This is a genomic window from Thalassotalea euphylliae (assembly GCF_003390335.1).
Classification (GTDB): Bacteria; Pseudomonadota; Gammaproteobacteria; order Enterobacterales; family Alteromonadaceae; genus Thalassotalea_F; species Thalassotalea_F euphylliae_B.
Window position 1 is genome coordinate 1,973,862 of the sequence record NZ_QUOU01000001.1, and the last position, 14,946, is coordinate 1,988,807.

The window sequence follows — 14,946 nt, forward strand, 5'->3', positions numbered from 1 at the left end:
CTAGTTGCAGCTGGCTCGGGACATGTAACCCCTCGGCATAAAGCGGACGGCTTTTTGGGGCACCTTTATACGATATCACTTAATTGTGTAGAGGTGTATGCCACCAATTAGGAAAATTATTTTAATTAAAGGAGAAATTAAATGGCAATTCCTGCTTATATGTGGCTAAAAGATGATCAAGCTAACGATATCAAAGGTTCGGTAACGGTAGCTGAGCGTGAAGGCTCAATTGAAGTTTTGCACTTTGATCATGAATTACGTATTCCAATTGACAATGACACTGGTGAGTTAACCGGTACGCGCAAGCACGAGCCGTTCGTCATTACGAAAGCGGTTGATGCGGCAACGCCATACTTGTACAAAGCCTGTGCTAACGGTCAAACGTTGAAGCAGTTAGAACTTAAATGGTACCGCATCGACGATACAGGTACAGAAAAAGAGTACTTCTGCCAAAAACTGGAAGACGTAAAAATCACTTCTATCGCACCAACTATGCACAACGTAAAAGACTTAGACAAGGAGCGTTACCCGCACCTTGAAACTGTTTCTTTACGTTACAAGAAAATCACATGGACTTATTTAGATGGCAACATCGAGTTCGCTGATTCTTGGACAGAAGGCCGCTAGTTCATAGCAATCACTAATGTTAGTGCCGATTTAACATCGGCACTATTTCAAAACAAAACTAGCTAACGTTGGTAAGAAATACATTGAAATTACATTCGTTTATATCAAGCCTTATTCTTGTTTTGATTGTTGTCGTGTCAAATGTCAAGGCTGGAGAATTCGCAACACTTAGTTTGAGCGCACATTTCAAATTGAAAATCGATGCGAGCAAACTTTCTGGTGCCAAAGTGATAGCCTCGGGAGCAACTTCTTTAATTGTTGCTTTTGATGATGGAAGTTATTTCGATGCAACTGTTATTACGAGAGCTATGGAAAAACTTCCCGAAAACTTTGACTTGAGAACTTATCCTGAGTACTTGCTTAAAATTAGGAGTACCGATGACCTTAGTGAAAAGTGGAAAAACAAGTTTAATAACGCTCGCTGCGAGTTGGAGCAAAGATTCAACGGTGGGGCGTATATTGTCAATAGTCAGCGAAAATACACGACATACACACTATTAAATGAACAAGAAATCACGCGATTTGTGATTGCTAAAAATACAACGAGCCAAATTTTACTGGTTAATGCTGTGGGATTGGAGTCTGGGTTTGTTGATGATTTATTTAGGGAAAAATAATGATGCTAAGTGAAAAGGAAAAAAATGAACTCTATCTGTTAATCTCAGCTTTGATTGGTGAAGATGAGAGTATTAGAGCCAGAAAGTCAGCCTTTAATCAAAAAACGGTCAAGGTTGTGGAGAAGATGAACGCAGCTAATGTTGACTGCAACGCTTTGGTGAAAAAGTTGTTAGCTAGTTTATCGAGCGGTAAGAGTTTAACGAGTAATGGCTGGCTTAAAAAGTCATTAGATGCATTGAGTAAATTCATTGGTAAACACGAATTAAAAGGCTATGGGTGTTTGGTTACCACAAAATCGCGTTGGAAATCAGCAATTTTAGTATCGGCGAGCTAGAGAGCTCAACATCATGGCCTTATTCGATAAATTAGCCGCCCCCGTTAAATATACCGCCGTAAATGCGGAGTATGTTGAAGAGGTGGAGAGTGTATGTAAGCACATTAGTTTATTGCTGAACGCTCGTCGAGGGGTGTTATCACACATGCCAGATTACGGCTTGCCTGATGTCGAAGATATATACGAAGGTTTGCCTTATTCGCAACAAACGCTGGCATTGGAAGTGAAAAAACTTATCGAAAAGTATGAGCCAAGAGTGCGTATGGTAAACGTGATAGCAAACGATATTCACGAGCATGATTGCGTGATTAAGTTAGATATACAGGCATTTTTAGTCAGTGGCTCGGCGATAAAATTGAGCACTAAATTTGCGTCAGGTGGCCAAGCCAATGTGCAAAAAAGGGCGAATGCGCAATGACGATTTGGCTACTGACTAAAAATACAGCTTGGCAAGATATAAACATATGCAAAAGGAGTGAGCATGCAGCAGTACTTTGATGCTCAAATGCGGTTATTAACACAAGCAGGGAAGCAGTTCGCGGAGAATTATCCGGAGCATGCTGGCTTGCTCAATATCGATTCAATTAAAGAGCGCGACCCTCATGTAGAACGCTTGCTTGAAGGCGTTGCCTACTTAAATGCAAACATCCACAAACGATTAGATGAATCACTGCCAGAAGTCTCTGAACAGGTGCTAAGGCAGCTTTGCCCCGCGCTGTTAAACTTTTACCCATCGACTACAGTGTTTCAATTCACCCCCAAGTTTTCAATGCAAGAATCTTTAGTGGTAGAAAAAGGGCTGGAGATCACCACAGCGCAAGCGGTAGAGAATGTAAAATGCAAATTCACAACTTGTCATGATGTTAAGATGCTTCCGCTCGAAATCGTTAATGTCGAGTGTCATGATACCTTTGAAGGTTCCGAGCTTTTTATTAAGTTCAAGTGGATATGCCAAGGTGAAAAAGAAAATTATGACCTGGAGAAATTAAGAGTTTACCTTGATGGTGACACACCACTGGTCAGCAGTTTGTATCAATTACTGATGAGTACAAATGAACCATTAACGGTTGACTTTGGCCACACTAACGCAAGCTTTAACAAACAACTGTCTCATGCTAGTGTCCAACCAGCATTTATCGATCAGCGCAGTGCATTATTACCAAACGCCTCAACAAGTCATCCGGGGTATGCGTTACTGCACGATTACTTTAATGGTCGAGAGCGTTTCAACTTTTTGGATATATTCCTCGGTGATCAATTTAACTTACCAGAGCGATTTGACGACTTTGTTTTACATGTTAAATCATCTGTAAAACTGCCACCTGGCCATAAACTCGGAGCCGCAAACATTAAGCTCAATTGCGTTGTCGGTATTAACTTATTTAGCCAAGACGCTGAGCCTATTCGATTAGAGCTTAATCGAACGGATTACCCCGTAATTCCTGATCAAAGCAAACGCCACTATGTTCATACTTATTCAGTTGACAAAGTACAAGGGCGCGACAAGCTAACAGCTGAAGAGAGTGACTATACGCCCCGTTATCAGAGTGTATTTGGTGATGAGCAACGTTTATATACGCTGAATTTGCGAGATATTGGCGCGGCAGTTCCTAGCCATTACATCAACTTGCCCGTTCAACATAGTGGCATTGACGACACAGTGTCAGCTAAATTAACGTGTTATAACGGCCGTTGGCCAAAGCAAACCATAAGGGAAGGGCAGCTTTCTGTGGGCGGTAAAGATATGCCGCAATTATTGCAAGTTAGAAACGTCGCTCGTCCATCCAATTACAAAACAAGCCATGAATCGGCCCAGCATTGGCAGCTCATTAGTCTGCTCAACCTCAAGTTTTCTTCTTTGGCCAGTGTCACTGAATTGAAGCAGCTACTCGCTTTATTTGATTGGTCTGGGCGAGGTGAAAACAAACGCCGCATTGAGTCAATTACAGCGGTGCAAAGTAAAAAATTTAATCAAGTTAAACGCGGTATTTTTATTCAAGGATCTGAGCTTTGCATCACACTCGATGAAACTAAATTTTCTTGTCAGGCAGATGTATATCACTTTGCGACCATGTTGCATCAGTTTTTTATCATGTATGCCCCGATTAATCAGAGTATTCAAACTCGTATCGAGTGTACCCCCAGTTATCAGGAATTTGTCTGGACAATTACGCCCGGACAAAGCGCACACATATAGGAAAACGCAGTAGATGAAAATAGCAACCTATATGGAACAGCCTAGCTGGAGCAAATTATCAGAAAAACTATTGGCATTGCATGAGAAACCTTGGCAGTTCGGCTTGTTTCGGGCCATTAATGTCTTGGAAACCGAGTGGGCCGAAGCAGGGGAACTCGCTTCAGGGCTGAGCAGTCGCGTTTTTATTACGCCAAACAAAGAGCTTGGTTTTCCTGCGTCAGAAGTCAAAAAAGCCAATATAGTGGCGAGCCATCGTGGCACCATTCACCTAGAAGTGAGTTATTCAGGTTTATATGGTGCAGATGCCGCAATGCCACATTATGTGCTTGAGCAGGCAGCACAAGATGATGTGAATGGTGCGCGAACCCGTGCGTTTTTAGATATTTTTAATCACCAGTATTACTGTTTGCTGTATCAAGCGTGGAAAAAATCTCAGCTTAATATCCAAGGTGTCGGCGCTGAACAGTATGACGGCTTGCTCGATGCGATTTTATCTAGCTCAGATATCAATAACGAGCGAGAGGTAAATACGGGCGTTGCAGGATTAAAAACCACCAGTGCTAGCGGTCTGGCAAAGTTATTAAACGATGAGTTTGCGCTATCACAAATTACAGTTGACGACGCTAGCGCTCATTGGCAATCAATTGGTCAAGTATCCGCGCTTGGCTCTGCCAATAACAGTGTACTGGGCGAGTCTCTGATTTTGGGTGATCAGGTCCTTGTTGCTGGTGGCAAAGTCATTATTGATTTAGGAGAGTTGGCCGCAAATGAGGGAACCGCGTTTTTTCCGGGCCAAACCCAGGGGGATAAACTTTGTCAGCTGCTAAAAAAACAGCTTCCTGTTGATCTTCCTTGGCAGTGCCGAGTGTCGGTACGTCATAGTGAAAAAAAGATTCAAACTATCGGCGAGGCCAATATCGTGCTGGGGATCGATAGTCACATAGGGAATGTCACCCCAAAGGTCACCCGACAAGAATTTAAAGATAGCCAATACAAAAATCGCTTGTCGTTAGCGCGCAGTGCTTAACAGCGAATTGCAAAAAATTAATACAGGGAAAATAAAATGGATGTAAAAGGTATTAAGCAGCTTATTGATAAATTAAATGGACACACCGCAAGCGCACTTGAAGCCGCTGCGGGGTTTGCTGCAAGTCGCAGTCATTACGAAGTGCTTCCTGAGCATCTACTCATTAAGCTAATGGAAGAGGGCGCTAATGGCGATTTAGAGCGAGTTTTTCACTTTTTTAATATCGATCAGGATCAAGTCTGGCAGGCGTTGTTAGCTCACCTAAATACGCAACCAGCAGGTAGTAAAAGCAAACCTGTGTTTTCACGTCGTCTATACGAGTGGCTAGAAAAATCTTGGCTCTCTAGCAATATGAATTACGGTGGTGATTGGATTTCTGGCGTGACTTTAGTTGATGCCTTGGCTGAAATCGCACCGTTTAGCCCAGTACTCGCACTGCCGGAGCTCTTGGAAAAGTTAGACACCCGTTTTTTACGGGAGAATCACAACAAAATTTGTGAAGGCTCGTGCGAGCGATTTACGGTGCAAAAAACTGCACCAAAGTCGCATTCAAATTCGTCAAACGAGGCAGCAAAAGTAGAAACGGGTGATGCACTTGCCGATTTTTGTGACGATTTAACGGCTAAAGCAGAACGCGGTGAAATTGACCCTGTATTGGGCCGAAACGACGAAATACGTATGATGATCGACGTGTTATGTCGCCGCCGAAAAAACAACCCGATAATGGTTGGCGAGCCGGGCGTTGGTAAAACAGCTGTGGTTGAAGGCATGGCACAACGAATTGTCGATGGCCAAGTACCGCAAGAGTTAAAGCAAGTGCGCTTACTAACGCTAGACATGGGCTTATTGCAAGCTGGCGCTGGTGTTAAAGGGGAATTTGAGCGTCGCCTAAAACAAGTGATTGATGAGGTTAAAACATCAAGCACACCCACCATCATGTTTATCGACGAAGCCCACACATTAATAGGGGCTGGTGGCGATGCTGGCATGAGCGATGCGGCTAATTTACTCAAACCCGCATTAGCGCGTGGTGAACTCAGAACTGTAGCTGCGACCACTTGGTCTGAGTACAAGAAATACTTTGAACGAGATGCAGCGTTAGAGCGCCGTTTTCAATTAATTAAAGTAGATGAACCATCAGAAAATGCCGCTAAGCTGATGTTGTCTGGCTTAAAAGAAAAATATCAGGCACATCACAATATACAAATTACGGATAGTGCGATAGAAGCGGCGGTAACACTGTCTTCTCGTTATATTTCTGGTCGCTATTTACCTGACAAAGCGATTGATGTGCTTGATACAGCAGCTGCGCGAGTTCGTATGTCTGCTGCGACAGAGCCGGCAGCGATAGAGGCAGAACTAGAGCATTTAGCTTATTTGGAGCGCCGCATCGACAATCTGTCGACAGAGTTAGCACAAGGGCTGGATATTAATCATGGGCTAATCGAGCAATTAACCGCAGAAAAAAACATTTCTACTGAGAAGTTGGCTGTGATGCTTGGCGATCGTACTAAGCAAAAAGCAACGCTTGAACAAATCAATACCTTAAAAGAGCAGCAATCAAACGGTGAAAACATCAGCAAAGAGTTGCTGGCTTCTAGAGCACTATTGAAGCAACAAAACGCCGAAGGTAACGGTTTGTTTTCTGAAGTAGATGCGGATTCAGTCGCTGAGATCATTGCCGAATGGACGGGTATTCCAGCAGGCTCTATGGTCAAAGATGAAATAAATACACTCATTTCATTAGAAGAATCGCTTAGCAGCAGCGTTATTGGTCAAAGTGAAGGTTTAGCTAAGCTTGCGCAGTCATTGCGCGTAAGTAAGGCTGGTGTTAGCCCATCAGAAGGTCCATTGGGGGTATTTTTACTGGTCGGCCCTTCGGGTATTGGTAAGACGGAAACAGCGCGAACACTCGCCAGCGAGATGTTTGGTGGCGATAAATTCTTAACCACTATTAATATGAGTGAATACCAAGAAGCGCATACGGTTTCTCAATTAAAAGGCTCGCCTCCGGGTTATGTTGGTTATGGTGAGGGCGGTGTATTGACTGAAGCGGTTAGGCAAAGGCCGTATTCAGTGGTTTTACTTGATGAGGTAGAAAAAGCCCACCCAGATGTTTTAAACCTTTTCTACCAAGTATTTGAACGGGGCTTTATGCGTGACGGGGAAGGCCGAGAAATTGACTTTCGCAATACCATTATCTTGATGACATCAAACTTAGGTTCACAAACCTTGGTTGATGCCTGTATACCTGCGCGAAAAGATGATCCTGAGGGTGTAGCGCAAGAGTTGGCGCGCGAGTTAGTCAATGGCGAACTTGAAATTAATGAAGTTGATGTCTCCGATATTAACGAGTTTGATAACGAAGCATGGGAAAGGCCAAGTCTTAGTGCCATGACTGAATTGATTAAGCCAGAGTTACTGACCTTCTTTGCACCGGCATTACTCGCCCGTATGCAAGTTATTCCATTTTTGCCGTTAGACCAAGAATCACTCTCGTCTATTGTCGCGCTAAAACTTGAGTCGGTCGCTAAACGCTTACAAACCAATCATCAAATGTCGTTGCGGGTAGACAGTGCCGTCGTCAAGCAGATTGCTTCTCAATGCCAGATGTCTGATTCAGGTGCCCGTATGGTTAATGCCATGATTGAGCAGCAACTGTTACCGGGTATTGCTCGCTCAGTGTTGGAATTTATGGCTGAAGAAGATATGCCAGATATTTTAACGTTAGCGCTCGATGAGCACGGGAAAATTGAGGCTATCTTTGCTGACAACACAACAGATAGTGAAGCTGCATAAGCGGCATCAACACAAAAGTTTGTGAGATTTTGAAGCTCTGCGCCCACTGCATTAAGGCGCAGTTAAAAACAAGCTAAAAAGCATATTCAAAAGCTTACTAAAAAAACCAAGTAAAAAGCTTAGTTAAAAGGAAGAGACAAGATGAATGCGCCTGAGTTTTTAAAGGATGTTGTTGCCAACGAAAGTCAATACTATCTTAATGTCGCTGGGCTACCCCAAGGGCTATTGTCAGTGACCGACATAGCTTCCGTGTCTGACGAAATGTGCGCTAGCTATGAATTTACCGTTGACGTACTAAGTAGCGAGCTCATTAGTGCTGATACTGTCGTCGGTAAAGACGTCAGTCTAGGTATTGTTTGGGGATTGGCTGACCGAACCATTTCTGGCTTGATAAGTCGTTTTATTGCTCGTGGTCAAAGCCACCAAGGCTATCACTACTCACTAACGCTCAGTTCACATTTGTCACTACTTAACCACAAGCGCTCAAATCGTGTGTATACCGCCATGACAGTGGATGCCATCATCACCAATGTGTTCGAAAAATCGGGCTTTCCGATGGCTAATTTCAATATGCAAGCATCGGGGCCAAATGTCGATATGTTGGTACAATACAACGAAACCGACTTTCAATTTGTAGATCGCATTATGCGCAGATACGGCATGGTTTATGGGGTTATTGAACAAGAGGGGACACCTGTTGTTACCGTGTCTAACACCAGTGCAGATTTTGCTAGCCAATCGCAAACGATAGATATTCTGTACCAAGCACCAACTGGCACTAATAGAGCGAATGAATCTATTTTTGCAATTAGCAGAAAATCCAGCCTGTTAACCAATAGTGTCTCATTAAACGATTACAACTACGAGCAATCGGGAAATTTGCGCACTGAAACTACTAACAATAGCGCGATAAATGGCTTTGGTGCCGATGAGCGATACGGCGAAAATTATCAAGACACTGGCCAAGGTGACAACTTGGCTAAAGTTCGTCAGCAAGCGATAGACTGTCAGCGAGACATCATAATAATCGACACCGATTGCCGCGCCATTCGCCCGGGCATGCTGATTAATGTTGTTGACCACCAAGACTACAGTGGTAGCTATTTTGTGGTGAAAGTCGATCATCTGGGCAGTCAAGCGGGTGGCGTAAATTACGGCAATAAAGTAAAAAACCTGCACTACAAAAACCAAGCACACCTAGTACCAGCGAAACAACCTTATGTTGCCGCTGTTCCTGATAGCGCTCGCGTCTTTACTTCATTTAATGCAACCATAGAGCAAGAGATTGACGATCAGGGGCGCTACATCGTTAAACTGCCATTTAATCAAGACGGTGAAGGCGAACAAAGCAAGCCAACGCGTATGGTTCAGCCTTATGGCGGCAGTGGTCACGGGATGAACTTTCCTTTGACGCAGGGTACAGAAGTGATCGTTTGTGGGGAAAATGGCGATCTGGATAGGCCCATAATTTTAGGCGCAGTCTACAATGAACAAGCAGTAAACCCGGTAACTTCGGCCAACAGTCATGAAAACCTGATTGTCACGCGCGCTGGTCATACACTTTTGATGGACGACAAGCTAGGCGAAGAGAAGATCAGTTTAGCCAGCCCAGACAAACTCAATCAATTAAAGCTTGATGCCACTAATGGCAGCCATGCAGCCTCACTCACATCGGTTGAAGGAAAAATCAACATTCACGCCAAAGAGAATATTAATGTCTCGACCAATAAAAACTACATAGTGACTGCTGAGCAAGACGTTAATCTGCTTGCTGGTGAGCATTTCAAACTCGCCACGCGAGAGGGCGATATCTCTATTAACGCAAACCAAGCTATTCAAGCAAAAGCTGGTGCTGGTATTAGCCTAGAAGCAACAGACAACAACATCGATATTGCGGCTAGCGCCAATATTAATGTTCAGGCTCGTCAGGATATGTCGCTTTATGCAGAGCAGGGAAATGTTTCACTTAAAGCGGAGCAAGCTGATGTCGAAATTAGCGCCGGTGCCAATCTGGTGTTCAAAAGCACCAATAACGGTAGCATCCATATATCTCAAGGCAATGGTTCACTGGAAATTGATGCTGGCGGCAACTTAACCGTTGATGCAAATTCAATAACGCTTAGCGCCGCCAATATTGTTATAAAAGGCAATGCGGTTTCCAACAACTAACTTACTGTTAGCTGTTAATGAAACCCTCGGATTTAGACACAAGGAATCGTACATGAGTGCTTCAATATCTTTACTTTCAAATAGTGAAACAACCACTAACCTACCAGAAATAGCCAGCGTGCATAGCACTGACGAATTTGGGCGAATTGCGTCCATCATTTTACTGACAAGCGATAGTCTGCAGGCGGTCAGTGCGCAAGCTAAACACATAGTTCCTGGCATCGAGGGAGAGTTAGTCGTGGTATTAAATACACGACAAGGCTGGGTTGTGGTTTCACAGCTAGCAGATAAAAGCGACGCGCCAGCAGCTAGGGTCATCAACCACAATGGGCATGTGCGAATAGAAGGTGCCAAAAGTGTTAGCTTGTCAACAGCAAAAGGCAGCATAGAGGTGTTCGATGACGGAAATATAGTACTTGAGGGCACCCAAGTGGTGGCCGCTAGCGAACGGGACTTTACCATTGCCGGTTGGCCAATTCGTTTAAATTAATTTATTCACGCTCACGATAACAAATAGATCTAATAACAAACATGTTTAGTCCAGTTGCCCGCGCTGCCACCCATCAGCAGCAAGTTATCCAGTTGCTCAAACAACGCAGTAAATTGCATCGCGCATTAGTATACGATAAAAGCCGAATGGCAACACTTGAACAGCATTTGTTAGCGCATGTTTACGCTTTATGTGATGAAGAGTTTCTGCAATTAAAACCTCAGGTAAGCTATTTAGTTGAATCGCTAAAGGTTCTCTCAAATCAGTCATCGACTGGTGAGGTTATCGCCAAGTATTTCTCTGATGTTCAAGAAGCAGAACATCGCCAAGCCATCATTTTAGTGTGCTCGTTACTCTCAAATAAGCCTTCCGTAGAGATGCAAACTCATTTACTTGATCTGCTGCTCTATCAACAATTTGACCTAGCGGATCTCGTTCAGCACTTTAAACTTAATTGGCAAGTAGAGGATTTGACTGCAGCTCGAAAAGCGCTTTTGAATGGTAGCATAGAGCCAACAACATCGCTTGTGAGCCTTTTGTTTAGTGTTAGCGAGATTAGTGACGAAGAGTTGTCAGCAGGTTATCAACATAACAATACTGATATCGCCGTTGCGTGTTTTGTGCGTGGGTTAAACTGCACCAATCACCGAAAAAGTGCGAACACAGCACTATTTAATCGTTTTTCACAAACTGATGATACGAAACAAAAAGCACGTTTACTTGAAATTGCTGGGCTGTCTGGCGACCCACAGTGGTTAGAGCCTTGCAAAGCCTTTTGCCTAGAACATCTTGAATTCGCATTTGATGTTTTGTGTCATTTTCAGCATGTAATCGCATTACCCCTGATAATTGAGCTAATGTCGGTAGCCCATACGGCTGAAGCTGCGTATCAAGTTTGGTTAACGCTTACAGAATACGAGCTGTTGATGACTCCTCAGCTAACGGATATCGATAACAAGCAGCAAATCGCAGGTAAACAACGGTTTCCAAACATTAAACAAGCAGAGCTCTATCGACAACATACGCTTTCGCAAATAAAGCAAGCGAGCCATGCTGAAACAGGCAATGTTGTAACAAAGAGTGCTGAAACAAACAATGCCAAAACAAAGCGCGGTGAGAGATTGTTAAAGGGCGTGTTGTTTAATTCAGATTCTGCCGCGATAAAGCTTAGAACTTATCAAGGATTAGCAGTACAAAGGTCACTGATATTTGCTGGCGCTATAAACCCAGTTCTCGAGTCTTATCAGCAAACATTAAGCGAGAACGCCTTTAGTCAGTTAATGACTACTGCCAACGTAACAGCAGGAGCAACTCATGCTGCATAATTTAACTCATTGGCATGCAACGATAGTGGATAACTGGCTGGCTAACAAGCAAGCGTGCAAAACCCTAATCGTTAAACAATCATTTGAATTTAGTGAGCAAGGGGATGTTTACCCACTAGATAAAAGTAATAACAGCACGGTAATTATTGCGGCTGATGAAATGCAGGGCGACCCTAAATGCAGCTCACTTATTGCGGCTTGTGAAACTGTACCTTTTAAACAAGGATTTGAGGTCTACGGAAACTTTACTGCATACCCGCCCAAGGGGAAACAGGCAAAAGTGATAGAGGTGCATTTATCACTTTGTCAGATTACTAGTGCGCATGACCAGAATGATGAATCATGTAAGCCAGCGCCACTTTTTCATAAGGTCTTACGTGTCACGGGAGAAAGAACTTGGCAAGGGTCATTGCTCGGCACAAAAGCTTCTGATCCTAAGCCACTTTGCCCAGTACCTCTGAGCTATGAGAATACCTTTGGTGGAATTGATGCTAATAAGGCAGATAAGACTTTTACATTTAATCCCGCAGGCACTGGTTATCGTGTAAAACAGCCAAAAGGGCAAATGCTACCACCGGTGGAGTATCCTAATAATCTGTTAACACACCCTAAAAAAGATGGCGTTGCAGCAAGCTATTTACCTATACCGCAATTTTGGCAACCAAGGTTTGAGCTTTTGCCTGAAATTGATCAAGTTGCGACGATGGCTGGGGAGTATCCATTCCAATCTGCATTACCTGAGAATACTTATAATTACGCACCTCAAGATCAGCAATTGGCTATTACTTATGACAATAACATGATGTTATCGTTGAAGGGGCTGGTACCTAATTTAGATTATCACCAACAAGTGGATATTCCACTGCCATTCTTTCCGCCAGAAGTTGCGATTGTTCAAGGAGAAAAACAAACCACTATCGATTTAACCTGTGACACCTTAGTCATAGACGGTGATGCCAATACGTTCCACTTGATCTGGCGTCATAGCATTGCCAATAAAAGTCTCAGCCCCTATGCGACTGTGGTTGTGCAACATACAAGAAAATCAGCAGAAGGAAATGATGAAAAAGCGTCCGTAGAAACAATCAATAATCGCCAAGTCAATAAGACTGTGACGGGGTAAATGGTTGATGAAATTTATTAACTTAGCGACGATTAATGCAGCCGGTACAAGTACTAAAGCTTTGTACAGCGCGCTCGCGACAGAAATGTTTTTCGGGCAACTTTCGAGCAACAAAATCAAGTGTGATCAGGCGCTAACTGCGCCATACCTTTCAGTGCCGTTAATAGAGTTATTCTCGCTTGATCAAGCGCTTAAAAAACTCATCCTAGCAGAGCAATGCCTAGCCAGTGCCGCAATAGCCCTTGATGAACTGGCAAATGATATGTCGATAAGCGCTATTGAACAGCTTGTTATATCGACGAGCTTAATTGGCCAAAGCAATGCGAGAAGTGACGTTGAGCAAGCTGAACAACTGCAAGAGATAAAGCTTACTTGGCAAAATAGTGTTACTGAGCTTGTCGGGCAAGTATTACCTGCATTCGCCAGTAAAATTGTTTTTAGCTATGCCGATGAAAACTACGCAGATGAAAACGCGCTTAATACGCCGCTTTTTGAGAATGAAAAACAGCCAGAAGCGCCGTTCATCTTGCTATGTGTCGAAGCGTTAACTGAATACCGGCAAGTTAGCCAACTCAATAATTCAATGGATATTTTATGTCAGGGCAGTGCAGCTGGCGTTATGCCCGCTGAGGCGGCTAGTTGTAGCTTGGTGATGCCAAAGGATTACCCATTGTCTACCCAACAACCTGTGCTAAGCATTGAAGCTGCTCCTACTGACATACCACTACACAGCCAGTTATCGCATTTGGGATTCGGTTTGCCAAATACCGTTATCCATACTGGTACATATTCAGAGCCATGGGTTAAGCATTGGTATAGTCAAACCGTTAAATTCTTTCATCCCCAAATAGCAGCAACTAATGGCTCTCAGGGTAAATCGCGTCAACAATATCAAACTGAGGAGTTTATTGAAGTTGACCATGTTTCAGCGCAAACAAGTGACGTTGAACTTACCGTTTTAGAGCAGAATAAAACCCTAGGTTATCTAGGAGCGGTTAACTTGAGCATGGCATTTAGCAGCGCTGTAGCTTGGCTTTTAAGCCCCATGAATCAACTAACAAACCTGTGGGTAGTGGAATATCAACTAAACACAAAAACTAGCCTTCGTCGAAATCAAGTTTACAAAGTTTGCTTGTCGAACACAGCGTCACCATAACTGGCTAAAGGAACAACACGTAAAAGGATTTACCATGACAAACTACATCAATGCGCAAGTCGGTAGCACCCCGCAAAGTATTCAATACGATATCGATCAGCTAACCGCTGACGTTTGTAGCGAGGGCAATCAAGCTTGGCGTCACAATAATGTGGCTCTTTTGCCATTTAATATCTCAGCACGACAAGCAAATGCCATTGGCATGGCCAGTGGTGTGGCTATTTTTCCTGACAAGGCGTCGAGCCAACAAGCTTTTTTAGCGGAATGTCAGCGTCCAAAATACGCGGGTAATTCTTTGGGGCAAATGATCAACCAATTTATACCGGATTATATTGTTGAACCACCACATTGGGATGAAGAGAAAAACGAGCCCGTATTGCCTTGGCTCGAACCAATAACCGGTCTTGATGTGAATGCCGAGCTTACCGATTATGATGCGTTATTAACGCTTGTTGAAGAGCATATTGGCTGGCAAGCAGGTTCAACAGAAACTATTGAAAAAGGCCAGCAAGCTGAGGCGCCTAATGTATCGACAGTAAATGGGCACAACGTGCTTATCAATGGAAAAACTGCCGTTCATCAAGACAGCGGCGGTGTACTGCAAACCGTAGATGTTTGCTTAACCACTATTGGCACCTCAGCAGTACCTATTGCTTACCCTAATGTCGCCCAATCAAGCGATGCGGCCAGCACCGCTAGCTCAGTAAAGATCAATGGCAATCCTGCCTGCCATCTCAACAGTAATTTTTCAAAAAGTACCGGCGATCAACCCGGTGACAAAAAAGGTGTCGCCAGTGGCACAACTGAGGGCAAGGCAGAATTTATTCTTGGCTCATTTGACGTATTTATCGAAGGCAAACCCGCTGTTCGCCAAGGAGATCTAATGGTGTCAAACAATAAAAACACACCACCGGCACCGCTTAATCAGCCAGGAGGGCCAATGCCAACGGGGCTTAATATTCGAGCAAAAGAAGCGCTGGCTACACAGTCAAAAGCGAATAAAGTGAAGATTAAAGTCTCAAGTAATGAAAAAGTTGCGCAAGACAATATCAATAAAAATCCGGCGCAAGGTTAAGGAAAA

At 43.7% G+C, this 14,946-nt stretch carries 13 protein-coding genes; all 13 read left to right on the forward strand.

The features are described from left to right. The first annotated feature begins 141 nt into the window (after positions 1 to 141). The 13 genes from DXX93_RS08645 (at position 142) to DXX93_RS08705 (ending at position 14,940) form a co-directional block, all read left to right on the forward strand. Positions 142 to 627: an Hcp family type VI secretion system effector gene (locus DXX93_RS08645; protein WP_116007751.1), complete on the forward strand. Its 486-nt coding sequence runs from the start codon at positions 142 to 144 to the stop codon at positions 625 to 627. An 83-nt stretch (positions 628 to 710) separates the two neighbouring features. Next, positions 711 to 1,244, forward strand: coding sequence for a hypothetical protein (locus DXX93_RS08650; RefSeq protein WP_116007752.1), 534 nt, complete (start codon positions 711 to 713; stop codon positions 1,242 to 1,244). Continuing rightward, a complete protein-coding gene (locus DXX93_RS08655) occupies positions 1,244 to 1,579 on the forward strand; it encodes a hypothetical protein (protein WP_116007753.1) in 336 nt (111 codons plus the stop codon). The genes DXX93_RS08650 and DXX93_RS08655 overlap by 1 nt, the downstream gene beginning before the upstream one ends. A gap of 13 nt (positions 1,580 to 1,592) precedes the next feature. Continuing rightward, the gene (gene tssE, locus DXX93_RS08660) at positions 1,593 to 1,997 is read left to right on the forward strand and encodes a type VI secretion system baseplate subunit TssE (protein ID WP_116007754.1); all 405 of its coding nucleotides are present in this window, start codon (positions 1,593 to 1,595) and stop codon (positions 1,995 to 1,997) included. 63 nt (positions 1,998 to 2,060) lie between these two features. Beyond that, a complete protein-coding gene (gene tssF, locus DXX93_RS08665) occupies positions 2,061 to 3,776 on the forward strand; it encodes a type VI secretion system baseplate subunit TssF (protein WP_116007755.1) in 1,716 nt (571 codons plus the stop codon). A 13-nt stretch (positions 3,777 to 3,789) separates the two neighbouring features. Beyond that, the gene (gene tssG / locus DXX93_RS08670; protein WP_116007756.1) at positions 3,790 to 4,803 is read left to right on the forward strand and encodes a type VI secretion system baseplate subunit TssG; all 1,014 of its coding nucleotides are present in this window, start codon (positions 3,790 to 3,792) and stop codon (positions 4,801 to 4,803) included. Positions 4,804 to 4,839: 36 nt separating this feature from the next. Then, the gene (gene tssH, locus DXX93_RS08675) at positions 4,840 to 7,602 is read left to right on the forward strand and encodes a type VI secretion system ATPase TssH (protein WP_116007757.1); all 2,763 of its coding nucleotides are present in this window, start codon (positions 4,840 to 4,842) and stop codon (positions 7,600 to 7,602) included. Between the two features lie 141 nt (positions 7,603 to 7,743). After that, positions 7,744 to 9,771, forward strand: coding sequence for a type VI secretion system Vgr family protein (locus tag DXX93_RS08680; RefSeq protein ID WP_116007758.1), 2,028 nt, complete (start codon positions 7,744 to 7,746; stop codon positions 9,769 to 9,771). 52 nt (positions 9,772 to 9,823) lie between these two features. Further along, entirely contained in the window at positions 9,824 to 10,261 is a 438-nt protein-coding gene (locus tag DXX93_RS08685; RefSeq protein ID WP_116007759.1) for a hypothetical protein, read from the forward strand. A gap of 41 nt (positions 10,262 to 10,302) precedes the next feature. Then, the gene (locus DXX93_RS08690) at positions 10,303 to 11,586 is read left to right on the forward strand and encodes a hypothetical protein (RefSeq protein WP_116007760.1); all 1,284 of its coding nucleotides are present in this window, start codon (positions 10,303 to 10,305) and stop codon (positions 11,584 to 11,586) included. After that, positions 11,576 to 12,709: a DUF2169 domain-containing protein gene (locus tag DXX93_RS08695; RefSeq protein WP_116007761.1), complete on the forward strand. Its 1,134-nt coding sequence runs from the start codon at positions 11,576 to 11,578 to the stop codon at positions 12,707 to 12,709. The genes DXX93_RS08690 and DXX93_RS08695 overlap by 11 nt, the downstream gene beginning before the upstream one ends. Before the next feature lie 7 nt (positions 12,710 to 12,716). Then, entirely contained in the window at positions 12,717 to 13,865 is a 1,149-nt protein-coding gene (locus DXX93_RS08700; RefSeq protein WP_116007762.1) for a hypothetical protein, read from the forward strand. Between the two features lie 34 nt (positions 13,866 to 13,899). Next, positions 13,900 to 14,940: a DUF4150 domain-containing protein gene (locus DXX93_RS08705; protein WP_116007763.1), complete on the forward strand. Its 1,041-nt coding sequence runs from the start codon at positions 13,900 to 13,902 to the stop codon at positions 14,938 to 14,940. Positions 14,941 to 14,946 lie beyond the last annotated feature (6 nt).